This window comes from Pseudomonas sp. NPDC077649, from assembly GCF_044542855.1.
Taxonomy (GTDB): domain Bacteria; phylum Pseudomonadota; class Gammaproteobacteria; order Pseudomonadales; family Pseudomonadaceae; genus Aquipseudomonas.
Window position 1 is genome coordinate 278,397 of record NZ_JBITVF010000007.1, and the last position, 18,068, is coordinate 296,464.

Consider the following 18,068-nt stretch of genomic DNA (forward strand, 5'->3'; position numbering starts at 1 on the left):
TCCACAGCCGAGACCGACAGGACGAGTGCAACCAATGGAAACAGCCGGACAACCGTCGGTCGGTCGTCGCGACGCGTCATACGACCAGTGGCCCGGCAAGCCTATCCTTGGTTGGGTGACAGCCGGAGTGGGTGACGCCATGATTGCACCCTGCCATCACGCCACCGGTAGCGCCATGCCCAACCACGCCCACTCCCGTCTCGGCCAGATCCTGATCAACAAGGGTCTGATCACCCCCGCACAGCTGGACGCGGCGATCAAAGTGCAACTCGTCAGCCACAAACGCCTGGGCGAAGTACTGATCGAGCAAGGGCTGCTGACCCAGAAGCAGCTGAGCAAGGCCCTGAAGAAGCAGAGCAACTTGCGCCTGGCCGCCACCCTGGTGGCCGCCCTGATGAGCCCCTTCCAGATGGCCAGCGCCGACATCCAGCGGCTGCAGCCGCCCAGCAGCATCAGCCGCCAGGAGACCGCGCCGGGCATGCAGGCGCTGAGCGACACGGAAATGAGCGCGGTCAGCGCCCAGGGTCTGGACGACGCCCTGCAAGGTCTGCTGCTGCGCGCCGAAAGCGGCGACGGCCTGGGCACGGTCAAGCAGCTGGCCAAGCTGGTGATGCCGGTGCTGGACAACCTGGATGCCGAGACCGGCCTGCGCGACGCGCAGTACGACACCAGCAAGCTGCGTTCGACGCTGAACGACGACGGCTCGTTCAACGTCAACCTGCCCAGCTCCATCGGCGAACTGCGCTTCGACAATATCCGCGTCAAGGACGCCCCCGCCGGACAGAGCTTCGGCAGCCTCAGCCTGCACAACATCGACCTGTCGCAGGCCAGCCTGAAGATCAGCCTGCGTCCCTGACGCCCGCCTCCGGCGCAAAGCCCGGCAGCACCGGCACCGGCTTCTGCCGCTCGTCGACCGCGACGAAACTGAAACTGCCGCTGATGGCGTGCTCGCGCCCTTCCTGATACAGCCCCTCGACGAACACCTCGACCGCAACCTTGAGGCTGGTGTTGCCCACCTTGCTCACCCGCCCGACCAGCTCGACGATGGAGCCGGCCGGAATCGCATGCTTGAAGTCGATGCGGTCGCTGGACACGGTGACCAGCGGCAAGCGGCAGAACCGCGTGGCGGCGATAAAGGACACCTCGTCCATCCAGGCCAGCGCCGTGCCGCCGAACAGGGTGTTGTGGTGATTGGTACTCGGCGGGAACACCGCCTTGGTCACGCGGGTTTCCGACAGCGCGATGCGCCGCTGGATTTCTTGCTCTCTCGGACTCATGCCACTACTGCTCGCAATCGATGTGGTTCGGCCGGGCCGCGAAACCCGCCGGTCGACGGGCCCAGAAACGAAAAAAGCAGCCCGTAGGCTGCTTCTTTCAGAAAGGCGTCCGAACTTAGGACAGCTTTTCCTTGATGCGCGCGGCTTTGCCGGACAGGTCGCGCAGGTAGTACAGCTTGGCCTTGCGCACGTCGCCGCGACGCTTGACGCTCAGGCTGTCGACCAGCGGCGAGTAGGTCTGGAAGGTACGCTCGACGCCCACACCGCTGGAGATCTTGCGCACGGTGAAGGCGCTGTTCAGGCCGCGGTTACGCTTGGCGATGACGACGCCTTCGAAGGCCTGCAGACGCTGACGGTCGCCTTCCTTCACCTTCACCTGAACGATCACGGTGTCGCCCGGGGCGAAGCTCGGGATTTCTTTGTTCATCTGCTCGGCTTCGAGCATCTGGATAATCTTGTTGGTCATGCTGCGCTCCTAAGACAAGCCTCCCGGCCTGCCATCGATACGTTAACTATCGTCCCGCTGGCGGATGTATTCCTCCAGCAGCTTTTTCTCTTCTCCAGAAAGCGAGCGGCTATCCAGAAGATCGGTGCGACGTTCCCAGGTCCGCCCAAGGGACTGCTGCAAACGCCAGCGCCGGATGTGTTCGTGGTTGCCACTAAGCAACACCTCGGGAACACGTTTATCCGCATACACCTCCGGACGGGTGTAGTGCGGGCAGTCGAGCAGGCCATCCGTAAAGGAGTCCTCCTCGGCCGAATCGGCATGACCCAATGCACCAGGCAAAAGGCGCGTCACCGCGTCGATCAGCACCATGGCCGGCAGCTCGCCGCCGGACAGGACGTAGTCGCCAATCGACCATTCCTCGTCGACATGCGTTTCGATGAAACGCTCGTCGATACCTTCGTAACGACCGGCGATCAGGATCAGTGCCTGCTCCTGCGCCAGCTCGCGGACCGCCGCCTGATTCAGACGACGCCCCTGCGGCGACAGGTAGATCACCTTCGCCGCCTCCCCCGCGGCCTGCCTGGCACTGGCCAGGGCGTCCTCGAGAGGCTTGATCTTCATCACCATCCCCGGGCCACCGCCGAAGGGGCGGTCGTCCACCGTATGGTGGCGATCCGTGGTGTAGTCCCGCGGATTCCAGCAGTGCAGCTTGAGCAGCTCCTGCCTGACCGCACGACTGGTGATGCCGTACTCGCCGATGGCGGCAAACATTTCCGGGAACAGGGTGATGACTTCGACGCGCATAGGCCTTAGAAGTCCGCATCCCAGTCGACCCGCATCTCGCCGGCTGCCAGGTCCACCGCCAGCACGCACTGCCCGGTATAGGGCAACAGGCGCTCGCGCTCATCCAGGCTGCCCGCGCAGGGCTTGACCACCATCACATCGTTGGCACCGGTCTCGAACAGATGATCGACCACGCCGAGCAACTGCCCCGCCTGATCGACGACCTTCAGACCTTGCAACTGGTACCAGTAGAACTCGCCATCATCCAGGTCAGGCAGCTCGCCACGCGGCACGCAGATCTCGAAACCGGCGTAGGTACGCGCAATCTCGCGATCATCCAGACCTTTCAACTTGGCAACCAGCACCTTGCCTTGCAGGCGGCCGCTGGCCAGTTCCACTTGCTTTACCTCGCCGTCACGCCTGAGCGTCCAGCGCGGGTAATCGAGCACGTTATCGATGGGATCGGTAAAGGAATAGACCTTCACTTCGCCCCTGACGCCGTGCACCGAAACAATCTTGCCGAGAACCACCAGATCCTCGGCGACGGCCGGCGTCGTACTCATAAAAGTGCTTAGGCGGCAGCCTTGGCAGCTTCCTTGAGCAGCTGAGCAACACGCTCAGACGGCTGAGCGCCCTGGCCCAGCCAGTAGGTCGCGCGCTCCTGGTCGACGGACAGACGCACTTCGCCACCGGCAGCGATCGGGTTGAAGAAGCCGATGCGCTCAACGAAACGACCATCGCGCGCATTGCGGCTGTTGGTCACGGTCAGGTGGTAGAAGGGGCGCTTTTTGGAGCCGCCACGAGCAAGACGGATGGTTACCATGTGAACATCGTTCCTGTAGTCGGTGCTAACTTAAGGCACACACTTAAAATGGGCCTAGGCCCGAAAGGCCGCATATTTTAAGGATTATGCGGCGGTTTGCAAATCTCTTTTTCCGCCCGGCCATCGGCCGGGGCGCAGGCCCTAGAATTTCGGCATGCCGCCGCCGGGCAACATGCCGCCCATGCCGCGCATCATCTTGGCCATGCCGCCCTTGGCGGTGAATTTCTTCATCATCTTCTGCATCTGCTTGTGCTGCTTGATCAGCCGGCCGATGTCCTGCACCTGGGTGCCGGAACCCAGGGCGATACGGCGCTTGCGCGAGCCGCTGATGATGTCCGGGTCGCGACGCTCGGCCGGGGTCATCGAGTTGATGATCGCCTCCATCTGCTTGAACTGCTTCTCCGCCGCGCCCTGGGCGTTGCCCATCTGCGCCAGGTTGACCCCGCCGATGGTCGGCAGCTTGTCCATCAGGCCGCCGAGGCCGCCCATGTTCTTCATCTGCTGCAGCTGGTCGCGGAAGTCCTCGAGATCGAAGCCCTTGCCCTTCTTCAGCTTCTTGGTGAGCTTCTCGGCCTTCTCGCGGTCGAGGGTCTGCTCGGCCTGTTCGATCAGGCTGAGCACGTCGCCCATGCCGAGGATGCGCGAGGCGATACGATCCGGGTGGAAGGGCTCGAGCGCGTCGCTCTTCTCGCCCATGCCGATGAACTTGATCGGCTTGCCGGTGATATGCCGCACCGACAGCGCGGCACCGCCGCGGGCGTCGCCGTCGACCTTGGTCAGCACCACGCCGGTCAGTGGCAGCGCGTCGCTGAAGGCCTTGGCGGTATTGGCGGCGTCCTGGCCGGTCATGGCATCGACCACGAACAGGGTTTCCACCGGCTTGACCGCGGCGTGCAGGGCCTGGATCTCGGCCATCATCTCGGCGTCGATGGCCAGACGACCGGCGGTATCGAGAATGACCACGTCGATGAACTTCAGCTTGGCTTCGCGGATCGCCGCATTGGCGATGTCCACCGGCTTCTGGCTGGCATCGGAGGGGAAGAAGGTCACGCCCAGGTCGCCAGCCAGGGTTTCCAGCTGCTTGATCGCCGCCGGACGGTAGACGTCGGCCGAGACCAGCAACACCGACTTCTTCTTGCGCTCCTTGAGGAACTTGGCCAGCTTGCCGGCAGTGGTGGTCTTGCCCGCCCCCTGCAGGCCGGCCATCAGCACCACGGCCGGCGGCGCGGCATTCAGCGCCAGATCCTCGTTGGCCGCGCCCATCAGCTCTTCCAGCTCGGCGCGGACGATCTTCACGAAGGCCTGGCCCGGGGTCAGGCTCTTCGACACCTCGGTGCCGACCGCGCGCTCCTTGACCTTGGCGACGAAGTCCTTGACCACCGGCAGGGCCACGTCGGCCTCGAGCAAGGCCATGCGCACTTCGCGCAGGGTGTCCTTGATGTTGTCTTCGCTGAGCTTGGCCTTGCCCGTGACGTTACGCAGGGTCTGGGACAGGCGATCGGTAAGATTTTCGAACATGCGCGTTCCTTTGGAAGTGCGGCTCGACCGGAGTCGGGTGTACGACAGGCGGCGGATTATAGCCAAGTCGCCGCGCCACCGACACCGCCAGCGGTCTTTCGTGCGGGCGATCATCTGTGCCACACTCAGCGCCTTTCGGGCTCGCCTTACACGGATTTATGCACCCTCTGCTGCCCAGCCTCGCCGCCGCCTGCCTGTACGCCGGCGCCGCCACCTACCAGGGCCTGCGCCTGACTCAGCGCAGCACCCCCGACAAGCGCCTGCTGGCGTTGCTCGGCGTGCTCGCCCTGTGCTTCCACGGCGGCAGCCTGTTCCTCCAGCTGCACGACGTCCACGGCCTGACCCTGGACTTCTTCAATGCCGCCAGCCTGATCGCCTACGCGGTGATCGCCCTGACCCTGCTGGCCTGTCTGCGCATCCCGGTGGAGAACCTGCTGCTGCTGCTGTTCCCCCTGGGCGGGCTGACCGTGCTGGCTGCCGAGTTCCTGCCCTCGGGTACCATCCGCCCGATCGACGAACACCCTGGCATCCTGGCCCATATCCTGCTGTCGATCCTGGCCTACGGCATGCTCACCATCGCCGTGTTCCAGTCGATCCTGCTGCTGCTGCAGGACTATCAGCTCAAGCACAAGCACCCCTCCGGGCTGATCAAGAACTTCCCGCCGCTGCAGACCATGGAGAGCCTGCTGTTCGGTTTCCTCTGGGCCGGCTGGCTGCTGCTGTCGTTGTCGCTGCTGTCCGGCGCGCTGTTTCTCGACGACCTGCTCGCCCAGCACCTGGCGCACAAGACCATCCTTTCCAGCTTCGCCTGGGTGGTGTTCGCCGTGCTGCTGTGGGGTCGCCACCGCCTGGGCTGGCGCGGGCACAAGGCCATTCGCTGGACCCTAGCCGGGTTCTGCCTGCTGATGCTGGCCTACTTCGGCAGCAAGCTGGTGCGCGAATTCATCCTGCACATCTGAGGCGCCTTCCTTGGACGACCTTCATGCGAGCTACCTGCTCGGCCTGCTGATCTTTCTCATCCTCTGCTCGGCGTTCTTCTCCAGCTCCGAGACCGGCATGCTCAGCCTCAACCGCTACCGGCTCAAGCACCTGGCCAAGGAAGGGCACAAGGGCGCCAAGCGGGTGACCCGCCTGCTCGATCGCCCGGACCGCCTGCTCGGCACCATCCTGGTCGGCAACAACGTGGTCAACATCCTCGCCGCCTCCATCGCCACGGTGCTGGCGGTGGACCTGTGGGGCGAGGCCGGCATCGCCATCGCCACCGCCGGCCTGACCATCGTCGTGCTGATCTTCGGCGAGATCACCCCCAAGACCCTGGCCGCGCTGCGCCCGGAACTGGTGGCCTTCCCCGCCAGCCGCCTGCTCAACCTGCTGCAGCGCCTGCTCTACCCGGTGGTCTGGCTGACCAGCGCGATCAGCAACGGCCTGCTGCGCCTGTTCGGCATCGACCCGGCGCAACGCGCCAGCGACAGCCTGTCCACCGAGGAACTGCGCAGCGTGGTGCGCGAATCCGGCGCAGAGCTGCCGAAGAACCGGCAGAACATGCTGCTGGGCATCCTCGACCTGGAACGGGTGACGGTGGACGACATCATGATCCCGCGCAACGAGGTGGCCGGCATCGACCTGGACGACGACCTGGAAAGCATCGTCGGCCAGCTGCGCACCACCCCGCACACCCGCCTGCCGGTGTTCCGCGGCGACATCAACCAGATCGAGGGCGTGGTGCACATGCGCCAGATCGCCCGCCTGCTCAGCCACAACCAGCTGACCAAGGAAGCCCTGCTGGCAGCCTGCCACGAACCCTACTTCGTGCCGGAGAACACCCCGCTGTCGACCCAGCTGATCAACTTCCAGAAGCACAAGCGGCGCATCGGCATAGTGGTCGACGAGTACGGCGAGGTGATCGGCATCGTCACCCTGGAAGACATCCTCGAGGAGATAGTCGGCGACTTCAGCAACCAGGACAGCCTGCGTAGCCCCGACATCCACCCGCAGGACGACGGCACCTACGTGATCGACGGCGCCGCCTACATTCGCGAACTGAACAAGACCCTCGGCTGGCACCTGCCCAGCGAGGGCCCCAAGACCCTCAACGGCCTGATCACCGAGGCGCTGGAGAGCATTCCCGACAGCGCCGTGTGCCTGAAGATCGGTCCCTACCGCCTGGAGATCCTGCAGGCGACGGAGAACCGGGTGAAAAGCGTGCGGGTCTGGCAGACGGAAAAGCTCAAAGCGGACGCCGCAGCAGCGGAGTGAGACGCTCGGCCAGGCCCTCGGCCCACAGCCGGTAACCCAGCGCCGAGGGGTGATAGCCGTCCTCGGCCAGGTAACGCGGCTCGAACGGCAACTCCAGCGCGCAATACTCTGCCCCCAGACACCCACTGAGCCTGCGCAGCTCGGCGTCGAGCAGGCGCGCGCGCCAGCCCATCAGCTGGCGCAGCAGCCAGGGCAAGGCGCTGAAGTGCTGCAACGGCGGCACCGCGCTGAACGCCACGCGCACCCCGCGCCCGCGCAAGCCGTCGGCCATGCCGGCAAGCGCCTGCATCCAGCGCGCACTCGGCGTGAGATGGGTGGTGTCGTTGACGCCGAATACCAGCAAGGCCAACTCGGCCGGCTCGGCCAGTGCCTGCGGCAGCAGGCGCTCGTGAGCCTGGGCCGCGGTGATGCCGTTCTCGCCGCAGGCCCGCCAGCGCACCGGGCGCTGCAGACGCTCGGCCAGCGCCGCCGCCAGACAGGCGGCCAGGGCCTGCTCCAGGCTCGCCACACCCACGCCGGCCACGGTGGACTCGCCGATCAGCAGCAGGCGCAGCGGCTCGCCGGACCACTGCGCGCCGCACAGGCCGTGCGTCGCTCCCGACGCTGGCGGCAGACGTAACGCCGTGCGCCGGGTATGCAATGCCAGCGGCAGCGCCAATGGCAGCAGCGGCAGCGTCGCCAGCCACCACAGCGCGTGCCGGCTCACAGCTGCACGCGTACCGCGCGGGCGCTGCGCAGCGCCTTGGCCCGCGCCGCCTCGATCGACTCGTCGCGCGCCAGGGCCACGCCCATACGCCGCTGGCCCTTGACCTCGGGCTTGCCGAACAGACGCAGCGCGGTGTCCGCCTCGCTCAGCGCCGCGCCCAGATTGGCGAAACTGGCCTGCTGCGAGTCGCCTTCGACCAGAATCACCGCCGACGCCGACGGGCCCATCTGGCGGATCGCCGGAATCGGCAGGCCGAGAATGGCCCGCGCGTGCAGGGCGAACTCGGACAGTTCCTGGGATATCAGGGTGACCAGGCCGGTGTCGTGCGGCCGTGGAGAAACCTCGCTGAACCACACCTGGTCGCCCTTGACGAACAGTTCGACGCCGAACAGCCCGCGACCACCGAGCGCCTCGGTCACCGCCAGCGCCACGCGCTCGGACTCGGCCTGCGCCTGCGCGCTCATCGCTTGCGGCTGCCAGGACTCCTGATAGTCACCATTCTCCTGACGGTGGCCAATCGGCGCGCAGAAGCTGGTGCCGCCGGCGTGGCGCACGGTAAGCAGGGTGATCTCGTAGTCGAAGTCGATAAACCCTTCCACGATGACCCTGCCCTTGCCGGCGCGCCCGCCTTCCTGGGCATAGTCCCAGGCGCACTGCAGGTCGGCGTCGCTCTTCAGCACGCTCTGGCCCTTGCCGGAAGAACTCATGATCGGCTTGACCACGCAGGGGTAACCGACGGATTTCACCGCCGCGGCGTAGTGCTCGAAGGTGTCGGCGAAATGGTAGGGCGAAGTGGGCAAGCCCAGCTCCTCGGCGGCCAGGCGACGGATGCCCTCGCGGTTCATGGTCAGCTGTGCGGCGCGTGCGGTGGGCACCACGTTGAAGCCCTCGGCCTCCAGCTCGACCAGGGTGGCGGTGGCGATGGCCTCGATCTCGGGCACGATGAAATGCGGCTGCTCGGCCTCGATCACCGCACGCAGGGCGGCGCCGTCGAGCATGTCGATCACGTGGCTGCGGTGCGCCACCTGCATGGCCGGGGCGTTGGCGTAACGGTCCACGCCTATCACCTCGCAGCCCAGGCGCTGCAACTCGATCACCACTTCCTTGCCGAGCTCGCCGCAGCCGCACAGCAGCACGCGGGTCGCGGAAGGCGACAGGGGGGTTCCAATACGGGGCATGAAGGGCTCTCCTCGAACAGAGAATCAGGAAGGCATCAGCAGATGACCGGAGGCGCGGGCACGCTGCAGACAGAGTTGCAACACCGCACGCCGCTCGGCGTTGTCCATGCGGCCCCAGCGGGTGATTTCGTCAGCCGTGCGCTGGCAACCGATGCAGACGTCCTGCTCGTCCAGCGCGCAGACCTGCACGCAGGGCGAGCGCACCGGCTTTTCCACATCACTCATCGTCAGGCACCAGTTCGCGGGCATAGCGCTGGGCGTTGTGTACGTAATGGGCGGCGCTGGCCTCGAGCATCTTCTTCTGCTGCTCGGTCAGTTCGCGCACCACCTTGCCGGGGCTGCCCATGACCAGGCTGCCATCGGGAATCACCTTGCCTTCGGGGATCAGGCTGTTGGCGCCGATGATGCAGTACTTACCGATCTTCGCGCCGTTGAGGATCACCGCATTGATGCCGATCAGGCTGTAATCGTCCACCGTGCAGCCATGCATCATCACCTTGTGCCCCACGGTGACGCCCTTGCCCAGGGTCAGCGGGAAGCCCATGTCGGTGTGCAGCACGCTGCCGTCCTGCACGTTGCTGTGCTCGCCGATATGGATCAGTTCGTTGTCGCCGCGCAGCACGGCGCCGAACCAGACGCTGGCACCGGCCTCCAGGCGCACCTTGCCGATCAGGTCGGCGCTCGGCGCGACCCAGCTGTCGGGGTGGGCTTCGACACGGGAGCTTCCCAGGCGGTATTTCATGGCTCGGTTTTCCTCGACGGGTTCAACGCAGATGAATGAAGTGTTCGGGCGGCTGGTGCAGGGCGATCTGCGCGTCGTCGTACAGCAGATTGACCAGCTCCACCACCATGATCGCGGTCAGGCCCCAGATGCGGTACTCGCCATAGGTGTAGGACGGCACGTACCAGCTGTGCCCGAGGTAGTCGATACGGTGGGTCAATTCGCGCGGGTCATCGCGGAAGAACGCCAGCGGCACCGAGAACACCGAGGCGATCTCGGCATCGTTGGCCTTGTACTCCACATAGTCTGGCACCAGGCCGACATAGGGGGTGACCTGGATGCCGTGGCGTGACACCAGGCTGCTGAGCGGTCCTATCACCTCGACCAGCCCCGGCGGCAGGCCGATTTCCTCCTCGGCTTCGCGCAGGGCGGTATGCACCAGGTCGCGATCCTCCGGGTCGCGCCGACCGCCGGGGAAGGCCACCTCGCCACTGTGGGTCGACAAACCGCTGGCGCGCAGGGTCAGCACCAGTTCGGGTTCGTCACTGCGGGTGATGGGGACCAGCACCGCCGCCTCGGGGAAGCTGCGCTCGGTCTCCAGAGGGCGCGGCCGATGACCGCGCACGCGATGGAGCAACTCGTCCAGCATGGGCACACTCGGGGATTGTTATGCCCGGCATCATGGCATGAAAGCGTCGCCGCGCCCAAGCCCGAAGACAGGGCAAGGCGGCCGAGTTGGCAGGCTTGCCGGCCATGCCACAGGCGCGCCAAGATAGTCCCAACAGGCCGAGGACAAGCCATGAAATATTGCAGCCAATGCGGCCAGCCGCTGACCCGGGCGATCCCCGCCGGCGACAACCGCCTGCGCCACGTGTGCAACCACTGCCATACGGTGCACTACGAGAACCCGCGCATCGTTGCCGGCTGCCTGCCGGTGTGGGGCGAGCAGGTGCTGCTGTGCCGCCGCGCCATCGAACCGCGCCGCGGCTACTGGACCCTGCCGGCCGGCTTCATGGAAAACGGCGAAACCATCGAGCAGGCGGCGGCAAGGGAAACCCTGGAAGAGGCCTGCGCGCGGGTGCGCGACCTCAATCTCTACACCCTGTTCGACCTGCCGCATATCAGCCAGGTGTACATGCTGTTTCGCGCCGAGCTGGTCGACCTGGATTTCGCCGTGGGCGAGGAAAGCCTCGAGGTGCGCCTGTTCGCCGAAGCGGAAATCCCCTGGTCGGAGCTGGCTTTCCCGACCATAGGCCGTACCTTAGAATGTTTCTTCGCCGACCGCCGGCAGAACCTGTTTCCGGTGCGCAACGAGCCGCTGGAAGCCCTGCGCGCTCATTACCGACCCCGTTGACCCCTTGCCGAGAAGTATTCCGATGCGCTGGCTGTTGCCCCTGTTGTGCCTGACCCTCAGCCTGAACGTGCAGGCCAACGCCACCCCCATCGACGCCACGCGCCAGGTGGACAAGGTGCTGGTGCTCAAATCCGAACGCCAGCTGCACCTGCAGCGACGCGGCGAGACCATCAAGTCCTACCGCATCTCCCTCGGCAAGCAGCCCAACGGCGCCAAGCAGCGCGAAGGCGACCTGCGCACGCCGGAAGGCTTCTACTGGATCGACTGGCGCAAGGCCAGCGACAAGTACCAGCTATCGCTGCACATCTCCTACCCCAACGCCCGCGACCTGGCCAACGCGAGCCAGGCCGGCGTGCCGCCGGGCGGCATGATCATGATCCACGGCACGCCGCTGGACGAGGAATACCCCGAGTGGTTCTTCCATACCCTGGACTGGACCGAAGGCTGCATCGCCATGAAGAACGACGACATGCGCGAGGTGTGGGAGCTGGTCAAGGACGGCACGCTGATAGAGATCCGCCCCTAGGTGTCGCGGGGCCGCCCAGGCCATGCGCACCGCATGAACGATATCTCCGCATCGCCCCCTACTAGAACTGCAGATCCGACAGGCGCCAGACATCGAACGCCGGCGTCTCGTAGGGATGGGCCTGCTTGAGCGCCTTGACCGCGTCGTGGATCAGCTCGTCGGCCACCACCAGCTCGACCTTCCACTCCGCCACCTGCTCGACGCCACCGATCTGGCCGAGAAACGGCTGGCTGCCCTCCAGCGCACGGAACTGGCCCTGGCCGAGCGCCTGCCAGCAGCAGCTGTCGTAGCGGCCGCTGCGGCCGCCGCCGGCGGCGAACACCGCCTTCTTCACCGGCTCCAGATGGCTTTCCGGCACGTAAAAACACAGTTTGTACATCAAGTTCTCCGCAGATGGGGCAACCGAACAACAGACAAGCCATGATGCTGAAATGATGGCATTTTGCCTCAGCGCAATACTGAGAACCACCTCGGAAATTCCGCATCCGCCAGCTCGTTCGTTAGTTTCGACTCGCCGCCCGGGCAGGCGTTCCGCGGCCTCAGGCCTTGCCGATAAAGCGCCGCCACTTGTCGCCCAGACCGGGCGCCGGCGGACTGTGGCTGCCATCGCAATAGGGTAGATCGGCCGAACGGCCGCAGCGGCAGAGCAGCAGACGCTGTTCGCGCTCGGCGGTCAGCCGCAACGCCTCGGCGCAGGTGCGGTTGCAGTCGGGCAAGGCCGAGGAAGCTCCGCAGCGGCAGAGGCGCAGGCAATCCCCCGGACGAACCAGGCGGACTTCGGGAAGGATGGGTGGAGCATCGTCGGCCATGGGGGGCCTGCCGGTGTAGCCCGGATGAAATCCGGGAGGGATTGCACGTGCTTCCCCGGATTGCATCCGGCGAGGGGATTTGCAAACCCTCTCCCGCATGCGGGAGAGGGTCAGCGGAAGGCCGCTGCGCGGCCGCTTTTAGTTCACCCAGACGCGGGCGTTGCGGAACATGCGCATCCAGCCGCCGTCTTCCTGCCACTCGTCCGGGCGCCAGGAGTTCTGCACAGCGCGGAACACCCGCTCCGGGTGCGGCATCATGATGGTCACACGGCCGTCGCGACTGGTCAGGCCGGTGATGCCACGCGGCGAACCGTTGGGGTTGGCCGGGTAGCTCTCGGTGACCTTGCCGTGGTTGTCGACATAGCGCAGGGCCACTGTGCCGGACAGATCGGCTTCCAGCAGCGCCTCCTCGCTCTCGAACTCGGCATGGCCTTCGCCGTGGGCGATGGCGATCGGCAGACGCGAGCCGGCCATGCCCTGCAGGAAGATCGACGCCGATTCCTGGATCTGCACCATGGCCACGCGCGCCTCGAACTGCTCGGAGCGGTTGCGCACGAAGTGCGGCCAGAACTCGGTGCCGGGAATCAGCTCGTGCAGGTTGCTCATCATCTGGCAGCCGTTGCACACGCCGAGGGCGAAGCTGTCGCGCCGCTCGAAGAAGCCCTGGAAGGCATCGCGCGCGCGGGCGTTGAACAGCACCGACTTGGCCCAGCCCTCGCCGGCGCCAAGCACGTCACCGTAGGAGAAGCCACCGCAGGCCACCAGCCCCTTGAACTCTTCCAGGCTAACGCGGCCGGCGAGGATGTCGCTCATATGCACGTCGACGGCGGCGAAGCCGGCGCGGTCGAACGCCGCGGCCATCTCCACCTGACCGTTGACGCCCTGCTCGCGGAGGATCGCCACCTGCGGCCGCACGCCCTTCTTGATATAGGGCGCGGCCACGTCCTGGTTGACGTCGAAGCCGAGCTTGACCGACAGACCGGGGTTGTCCTCTTCCAGCAGCAGGTCGAACTCCTGATCGGCGCCCTGGGCGTTGTCGCGCAGGCGCTGGATGCGGTAGCTGGTCTCGGCCCACTGACGCTGCAGCAGGCGACGCTCGCCGGCGAACACCGGCTCGCCGTTGAAGCTGATGCCGATTTCGCCGTTGTTCACCGCCTGGCCGATCACCGCCACACAGTCACCCAGACCGGCGGCGCTGAACTGCGCCAGCACTTCCGGGGTGGCGTCCTGGCGCACCTGGATCACCGCCCCCAGCTCTTCGTTGAACAGCACGGCCGGCAGCTCGGCGCTGGCGTCGGCCAGCGCGTCGAGGTTCAGCGCCAGGCCGCAGTGACCGGCGAAGGCCATTTCCAAGACGGTGGTCAGCAGACCGCCGTCGGAGCGGTCATGGTAGGCCAGCAGATGGCCGTCGGCGTTCAGGCCCTGAATCACGGCGAAGAAGGCCTTGAGGTCCTCGGCGTCGTCGAGGTCCGGCGCCTGCTGGCCGATCTGCGCATAGACCTGCGCCAGGATCGAGCCGCCCATGCGGTTCTGCCCGCGGCCGAGGTCGATCAGGATCAGGTCGGTCTCGCCCTTGTCCATGCGCAGTTGCGGGGTCAGGGTCTGGCGGATGTCCTGCACCGGGGCGAAGCCGGAGATCACCAGCGACAGCGGCGCGGTGACGCTCTTGTCGACGCCCGCGTCCTGCCAGCGGGTCTTCATCGACATGGAGTCCTTGCCCACCGGAATGGTGATGCCGAGCTGCGGACACAGCTCCATACCGACCGCCTTGACGGTGTCATAGAGACGGGCGTCTTCGCCGGGGTGGCCGGCGGCTGCCATCCAGTTGGCCGACAGCTTGATGTCGGACAGCTTGCCGATACGCGCCGCGGCCAGGTTGGTGATGGTCTCGCCCACCGCCATGCGGCCCGACGCCGGGGCGTCGAGCAGCGCCAGCGGGGTGCGCTCGCCCATGGCCATGGCTTCGCCGGTATAGACGTCGAAGCTGGTGGCGGTCACGGCGCAGTCGGCCACCGGCACCTGCCAGGGGCCGACCATCTGGTCGCGGGCCACCAGGCCGGTGATGCTGCGGTCGCCGATGGTGATCAAAAAGCTCTTGCTGGCCACGGCCGGGTGACGCAGCACGCGCTCCAGCGCTTCGTCGATCGCCACGCCGGCGGCGTCGAAATCATCGCCCTGCTCGGCTTCGCGGGCGACGCTGCGGTGCATGCGCGGCGGCTTGCCGAGCAGCACTTCCAGCGGCATGTCCACCGGCGTGTTGCCGAAGTGGCTGTCGGTCACGGTCAGCTGCGGTTCGGCAATGGCCTCGCCGACCACGGCGAAGGGACAGCGCTCGCGTTCGCAGATGGCCTTGAAGCGCTCGAAGTCGGCCGCGTCGACCGACATCACGTAGCGCTCCTGGGATTCGTTGCACCAGATTTCCAGCGGACTCATGCCCGGCTCGTCGTTGGGCACCTTGCGCAGCTCGAAGCGACCGCCGCGGCCACCGTCGTTGATCAGCTCCGGCAGGGCGTTGGAGATGCCGCCGGCGCCGACGTCGTGGATGAACTTGATCGGGTTGGCCTCGCCCAGCTGCCAGCAGCGGTCGATGACCTCCTGGCAGCGGCGTTCCATTTCCGGGTTCTCGCGCTGCACCGAGGCGAAGTCCAGGTCGGCCGAGCTGGCGCCGGTGGCCATCGACGAGGCGGCGCCGCCGCCCAGGCCGATCAGCATGGCCGGGCCACCGAGCACGATCAGCTTGGCGCCGACCGAGATCTCGCCCTTCTGCACATGGTCTTCGCGGATGTTGCCGAGGCCGCCGGCGAGCATGATCGGCTTGTGGTAACCGCGCACTTCCTCGCCGCGCGGGCTCTGCACGGCTTGCTCGAAGGTGCGGAAGTAGCCGTTGAGCGCCGGGCGACCGAACTCGTTGTTGAACGCGGCGCCGCCCAGCGGGCCCTCGATCATGATGTCCAGCGCGGTGACGATGCGCTCGGGCTTGCCGTAGGGCTTCTCCCAGGGCTGCTCAAAACCGGGGATGTTCAGGTTGGAGACCGAGAAACCGGTCAGGCCGGCCTTGGGCTTGGCGCCGCGACCGGTGGCGCCCTCGTCGCGGATCTCGCCGCCGGAGCCGGTGGAGGCGCCGGGGAAGGGGGCGATGGCGGTCGGGTGGTTGTGGGTTTCCACCTTCATCAGGATATGCACCGGCTCGACGCTGGCGCCGTACTCGCGAGTCTCCGGGTTGGGGAAGAAGCGCCCGGCGGTGAAGCCTTCGATCACCGAGGCGTTGTCCTTGTAGGCGCTCAGCACGCCTGCGCGGTTCATCTCGTAGGTGTTCTTGATCATGCCGAACAGCGACTTGTCCTGAGCCTGACCGTCGATGTCCCAGCTGGCGTTGAAGATCTTGTGTCGGCAGTGCTCGGAGTTGGCCTGGGCGAACATCATCAGCTCGATGTCGTGCGGGTTGCGCCCCAGCTCGGTGAAGCTCTTGACCAGGTAGTCGATCTCGTCCTCGGCCAGGGCCAGGCCCAGATCCTGGTTGGCCTGCTCCAGCGCGGCGCGGCCGCCGCCGAGGATGTCCACCGCGGTCAGCGGCTTGGGCTGGGCATGGCTGAACAGCGCCGCGGCGTCTTCCAGGGCGTTCAACACCAGCTGGGTCATGCGGTCGTGCAGCAAGGCGGCGACGGCGGCGCTGTCGGCCTCGCTCAGCTCGCCGGCCACGTAATAGGCGATGCCGCGCTCCAGGCGCTGGATCTTGGCCAGACCGCAATTACGGGCGATGTCGCTGGCCTTGCTCGACCAGGGCGAGATGGTGCCGAAGCGCGGGATGGTCAGGAACAGCTTGCCGCTGGGCTCCTGCACCGGCACGCTGGGGCCGTACTTGAGCAGACGGGCGAGCACCTGTTCCTCGTCGGCGTTGAGCACGCCGGTGACGTCGGCGAAATGCGCGAACTCGGCGTACAGCCCGGTCACGGCCGGCACCTTGCTGGTCAGTTGCTCGAGCAATTTGCCATGGCGGAAAGCGGAAAGGGCGGGAGCGCCGCGCAGAATCAACATCGTCGGAACAGCCTCTGGGAAGGGGGAGTGCTAGAGGCCGTGCATTCTAGCCTAAAGCGCCGCCCGCGGCACCCGTGGCCTGGCGCTTTCAAGACGGATGCGCGCTAGCAGAGAAGCGCGCCGCTGTCGAGATATGGCGCCGCCAGCGCTTTGCGTATACTGCGCCGATGTTTGCACGACCTGCGATACGCATGCGTTGCGCCACAGGGCTGTTGGCGATTGGAATCCTCCTGATGCTCGGCGGCTGTGGCGAAGAACTCAAGCCCAGCGTACTCGAGCAGGTAAAGGCGGAGGGTGAGCTGCGCGTGATCACCCGCAACAGCCCGGCCACCTATTTCCAGGACCGCAACGGCGATACCGGCTTCGAATACGAGCTGGCCAAGCGCTTCGCCACCGATCTGGGCCTGGAGCTGAAGGTCGAAACCGCCGACAACCTCGGCAGCCTGTTCGCCAGCCTCGGCCGCCCCAACGGTCCGGTGCTGGCCGCCGCCGGGCTGGTGGAAACACCGGCGCGGCAGAGCCAGGCGCGCTTCTCCATTCCCTATCTGGAAGTCACCCCGCAGGTCGTCTACCGCCAGGGCCAGCCACGCCCGACCAAGGCCGCCGACCTGGTCGGCAAGCGCATCCTGGTGCTGGCCGGCAGCAGCCACGCCGAACAGCTGGCCGCCCTCAAGCTGGAAGTGCCGGAGCTGGCCTTCGAGGAATCCGACGCGGTGGAAGTGGTCGACCTGCTGCGCATGGTCGACGAGGGCCAGATCGACCTGACCCTGGTCGACTCCAACGAGCTGGCGATGAACCAGGTGTACTTCCCCAACGTGCGCGTCGCCTTCGACCTCGGCGAGGCCAACCATATGCGCTGGGCGGTGGCGCCCGGCGAGGACGACAGCCTGTTGCAGGAGGCCAACGCCTTCCTCGAGCGGGCCGAGGCCAACGGCACCCTGCAACGCCTGAAGGAGCGCTACTACGGCCATGTCGACGTGCTCGGCTACGTCGGCGCCTACACCTTCGCCCAGCACCTGCAAAAGCGCCTGCCGCGGTACGAACAGATGTTCCGCCAGGCCGCCCGCGCCAACCAGGTGGACTGGCGCCTGCTGGCCGCCATGGGCTATCAGGAATCGCTGTGGCAACCCAACGCCACCTCCAAGACCGGCGTGCGCGGGCTGATGATGCTGACCCAGCGCACCGCGCAGTCGGTCGGCGTGTCCAATCGCCTCGATCCCAAGCAGAGCATCGATGGCGGTGCACGCTACTTCGTCCAGGTCTACGAGCAGTTGCCGGAAGGCATCGAGGAGCCGGATCGCACCTGGTTCGCCCTGGCCGCCTACAACGTCGGCGGCGGCCACCTGGAGGATGCGCGCAAGCTCACCGAAGCCGAGGGACTGAACCCCAACAAGTGGGCCGACGTGCAGAAGATCCTGCCGCGCCTGGCGCAGAAGCAGTGGTACAGCAAGACCCGTTACGGCTACGCCCGCGGCGGCGAGCCGGTGCATTTCGTGCGCAACATCCGCCGCTACTACGACATTCTCACCTGGGTGACCCAGCCGCAGCTGGAGGGCACCCAGGTGGCCGAGCGCGGCGTGCACCTGCCGGGCATAGACAAGCGCCAGCCCAGCGAAGAGACCCCGCCGCTCTAA

General features: G+C 66.2%; 20 protein-coding genes. 6 read left to right on the top strand and 14 right to left on the bottom strand.

The window, feature by feature from the left end:
- Nucleotides 1-175 precede the first annotated feature (175 nt).
- Entirely contained in the window at nt 176-856 is a 681-nt protein-coding gene (locus tag ACIGFL_RS20450; protein ID WP_397498396.1) for a hypothetical protein, read from the top strand.
- Here the strand turns inward: ACIGFL_RS20450 and ACIGFL_RS20455 are convergent.
- From ACIGFL_RS20455 to ffh, 6 genes are all read right to left on the bottom strand, one after another.
- Nucleotides 840-1,277 carry an acyl-CoA thioesterase gene (locus ACIGFL_RS20455; RefSeq protein ID WP_021446145.1) on the bottom strand — a complete coding sequence of 146 codons (438 nt, stop codon included), beginning with the start codon at nt 1,275-1,277 and terminating at the stop codon, nt 840-842. The genes ACIGFL_RS20450 and ACIGFL_RS20455 overlap by 17 nt on opposite strands.
- A gap of 115 nt (nt 1,278-1,392) precedes the next feature.
- On the bottom strand, nt 1,393-1,743 hold the full coding sequence (rplS, locus tag ACIGFL_RS20460; protein ID WP_021446146.1) for a 50S ribosomal protein L19: 351 nt from the start codon (nt 1,741-1,743) through the stop codon (nt 1,393-1,395).
- A gap of 42 nt (nt 1,744-1,785) precedes the next feature.
- Nucleotides 1,786-2,529 (bottom strand): tRNA (guanosine(37)-N1)-methyltransferase TrmD, encoded by a 744-nt coding sequence (gene trmD / locus ACIGFL_RS20465; protein ID WP_021446147.1) that lies wholly within the window; start codon nt 2,527-2,529, stop codon nt 1,786-1,788.
- A gap of 5 nt (nt 2,530-2,534) precedes the next feature.
- Entirely contained in the window at nt 2,535-3,071 is a 537-nt protein-coding gene (gene rimM / locus ACIGFL_RS20470; RefSeq protein ID WP_021446148.1) for a ribosome maturation factor RimM, read from the bottom strand.
- 8 nt (nt 3,072-3,079) lie between these two features.
- A complete protein-coding gene (rpsP, locus tag ACIGFL_RS20475) occupies nt 3,080-3,331 on the bottom strand; it encodes a 30S ribosomal protein S16 (RefSeq protein WP_003246162.1) in 252 nt (83 codons plus the stop codon).
- Nucleotides 3,332-3,472: 141 nt separating this feature from the next.
- Nucleotides 3,473-4,849, bottom strand: a complete 1,377-nt coding sequence (ffh, locus tag ACIGFL_RS20480; protein WP_397498377.1) for a signal recognition particle protein — start codon at nt 4,847-4,849, stop codon at nt 3,473-3,475.
- Nucleotides 4,850-5,007: 158 nt separating this feature from the next.
- Between ffh and ACIGFL_RS20485 the strand changes: the two genes are divergently transcribed.
- Together ACIGFL_RS20485 and ACIGFL_RS20490 are read left to right on the top strand one after the other, a co-directional pair.
- The gene (locus tag ACIGFL_RS20485; RefSeq protein ID WP_021446150.1) at nt 5,008-5,808 is read left to right on the top strand and encodes an inner membrane protein YpjD; all 801 of its coding nucleotides are present in this window, start codon (nt 5,008-5,010) and stop codon (nt 5,806-5,808) included.
- Nucleotides 5,809-5,818: 10 nt separating this feature from the next.
- Complete coding sequence (locus ACIGFL_RS20490) at nt 5,819-7,105, top strand: HlyC/CorC family transporter (protein WP_021446151.1); 1,287 nt, start codon at nt 5,819-5,821, stop codon at nt 7,103-7,105.
- Here ACIGFL_RS20490 and ACIGFL_RS20495 read toward each other — a convergent pair.
- Genes ACIGFL_RS20495 through ACIGFL_RS20515 form a run of 5 tightly spaced genes read right to left on the bottom strand, consistent with a single transcriptional unit; the run spans nt 7,077 to nt 10,359 of the window.
- The gene (locus tag ACIGFL_RS20495) at nt 7,077-7,811 is read right to left on the bottom strand and encodes an SGNH/GDSL hydrolase family protein (RefSeq protein ID WP_122108807.1); all 735 of its coding nucleotides are present in this window, start codon (nt 7,809-7,811) and stop codon (nt 7,077-7,079) included. The two genes, ACIGFL_RS20490 and ACIGFL_RS20495, sit on opposite strands and share 29 nt — an antisense overlap.
- On the bottom strand, nt 7,808-8,989 hold the full coding sequence (gene purT / locus ACIGFL_RS20500) for a formate-dependent phosphoribosylglycinamide formyltransferase (RefSeq protein WP_397498378.1): 1,182 nt from the start codon (nt 8,987-8,989) through the stop codon (nt 7,808-7,810). Before purT ends, ACIGFL_RS20495 begins: the two co-directional genes overlap by 4 nt.
- A gap of 24 nt (nt 8,990-9,013) precedes the next feature.
- Nucleotides 9,014-9,214, bottom strand: coding sequence for a DUF1289 domain-containing protein (locus ACIGFL_RS20505; protein WP_122108809.1), 201 nt, complete (start codon nt 9,212-9,214; stop codon nt 9,014-9,016).
- Nucleotides 9,207-9,731 (bottom strand): gamma carbonic anhydrase family protein, encoded by a 525-nt coding sequence (locus ACIGFL_RS20510; protein WP_397498379.1) that lies wholly within the window; start codon nt 9,729-9,731, stop codon nt 9,207-9,209. Before ACIGFL_RS20510 ends, ACIGFL_RS20505 begins: the two co-directional genes overlap by 8 nt.
- A 22-nt stretch (nt 9,732-9,753) precedes the next feature.
- Entirely contained in the window at nt 9,754-10,359 is a 606-nt protein-coding gene (locus tag ACIGFL_RS20515; RefSeq protein ID WP_021444538.1) for a CoA pyrophosphatase, read from the bottom strand.
- Between the two features lie 150 nt (nt 10,360-10,509).
- On the opposite strand from ACIGFL_RS20515, the gene ACIGFL_RS20520 reads away from it, so the two are divergent.
- The gene (locus ACIGFL_RS20520) at nt 10,510-11,064 is read left to right on the top strand and encodes an NUDIX hydrolase (protein ID WP_021444539.1); all 555 of its coding nucleotides are present in this window, start codon (nt 10,510-10,512) and stop codon (nt 11,062-11,064) included.
- A gap of 22 nt (nt 11,065-11,086) precedes the next feature.
- On the top strand, nt 11,087-11,590 hold the full coding sequence (locus ACIGFL_RS20525) for a murein L,D-transpeptidase family protein (protein ID WP_021444540.1): 504 nt from the start codon (nt 11,087-11,089) through the stop codon (nt 11,588-11,590).
- 61 nt (nt 11,591-11,651) lie between these two features.
- On the opposite strand, the gene ACIGFL_RS20530 is transcribed toward ACIGFL_RS20525, so the two are convergent.
- The 3 genes from ACIGFL_RS20530 to purL form a co-directional block, all read right to left on the bottom strand.
- Complete coding sequence (locus ACIGFL_RS20530) at nt 11,652-11,969, bottom strand: NGG1p interacting factor NIF3 (protein ID WP_397498380.1); 318 nt, start codon at nt 11,967-11,969, stop codon at nt 11,652-11,654.
- 160 nt (nt 11,970-12,129) lie between these two features.
- Nucleotides 12,130-12,399, bottom strand: a complete 270-nt coding sequence (locus tag ACIGFL_RS20535) for a CDGSH iron-sulfur domain-containing protein (protein ID WP_031303259.1) — start codon at nt 12,397-12,399, stop codon at nt 12,130-12,132.
- A 138-nt stretch (nt 12,400-12,537) separates the two neighbouring features.
- Nucleotides 12,538-16,434 (bottom strand): phosphoribosylformylglycinamidine synthase, encoded by a 3,897-nt coding sequence (gene purL, locus ACIGFL_RS20540; RefSeq protein ID WP_397498381.1) that lies wholly within the window; start codon nt 16,432-16,434, stop codon nt 12,538-12,540.
- Between the two features lie 167 nt (nt 16,435-16,601).
- Between purL and mltF the strand changes: the two genes are divergently transcribed.
- Nucleotides 16,602-18,068: a membrane-bound lytic murein transglycosylase MltF gene (gene mltF / locus ACIGFL_RS20545; protein WP_122108814.1), complete on the top strand. Its 1,467-nt coding sequence runs from the start codon at nt 16,602-16,604 to the stop codon at nt 18,066-18,068.

Bases quoted from the DNA above. Each gene is read 5' to 3' on its own strand.
- ffh (WP_397498377.1), bottom strand. From the start codon at position 4,849: ATGTTCGAAAATCTTACCGATCGCCTGTCCCAGACCCTGCGTAACGTC.
- ACIGFL_RS20515 (WP_021444538.1), bottom strand. From the start codon at position 10,359: ATGCTGGACGAGTTGCTCCATCGCGTGCGCGGTCATCGGCCGCGCCCT.
- ACIGFL_RS20530 (WP_397498380.1), bottom strand. From the start codon at position 11,969: ATGTACAAACTGTGTTTTTACGTGCCGGAAAGCCATCTGGAGCCGGTG.
- ACIGFL_RS20525 (WP_021444540.1), top strand. From the start codon at position 11,087: ATGCGCTGGCTGTTGCCCCTGTTGTGCCTGACCCTCAGCCTGAACGTG.
- purL (WP_397498381.1), bottom strand. From the start codon at position 16,434: ATGTTGATTCTGCGCGGCGCTCCCGCCCTTTCCGCTTTCCGCCATGGC.
- ACIGFL_RS20505 (WP_122108809.1), bottom strand. From the start codon at position 9,214: ATGAGTGATGTGGAAAAGCCGGTGCGCTCGCCCTGCGTGCAGGTCTGC.
- mltF (WP_122108814.1), top strand. From the start codon at position 16,602: ATGTTTGCACGACCTGCGATACGCATGCGTTGCGCCACAGGGCTGTTG.
- rpsP (WP_003246162.1), bottom strand. From the start codon at position 3,331: ATGGTAACCATCCGTCTTGCTCGTGGCGGCTCCAAAAAGCGCCCCTTC.
- ACIGFL_RS20520 (WP_021444539.1), top strand. From the start codon at position 10,510: ATGAAATATTGCAGCCAATGCGGCCAGCCGCTGACCCGGGCGATCCCC.
- trmD (WP_021446147.1), bottom strand. From the start codon at position 2,529: ATGCGCGTCGAAGTCATCACCCTGTTCCCGGAAATGTTTGCCGCCATC.
- ACIGFL_RS20485 (WP_021446150.1), top strand. From the start codon at position 5,008: ATGCACCCTCTGCTGCCCAGCCTCGCCGCCGCCTGCCTGTACGCCGGC.
- ACIGFL_RS20455 (WP_021446145.1), bottom strand. From the start codon at position 1,277: ATGAGTCCGAGAGAGCAAGAAATCCAGCGGCGCATCGCGCTGTCGGAA.
- ACIGFL_RS20450 (WP_397498396.1), top strand. From the start codon at position 176: ATGCCCAACCACGCCCACTCCCGTCTCGGCCAGATCCTGATCAACAAG.
- ACIGFL_RS20510 (WP_397498379.1), bottom strand. From the start codon at position 9,731: ATGAAATACCGCCTGGGAAGCTCCCGTGTCGAAGCCCACCCCGACAGC.
- purT (WP_397498378.1), bottom strand. From the start codon at position 8,989: ATGCCCCGTATTGGAACCCCCCTGTCGCCTTCCGCGACCCGCGTGCTG.
- ACIGFL_RS20535 (WP_031303259.1), bottom strand. From the start codon at position 12,399: ATGGCCGACGATGCTCCACCCATCCTTCCCGAAGTCCGCCTGGTTCGT.
- rimM (WP_021446148.1), bottom strand. From the start codon at position 3,071: ATGAGTACGACGCCGGCCGTCGCCGAGGATCTGGTGGTTCTCGGCAAG.
- rplS (WP_021446146.1), bottom strand. From the start codon at position 1,743: ATGACCAACAAGATTATCCAGATGCTCGAAGCCGAGCAGATGAACAAA.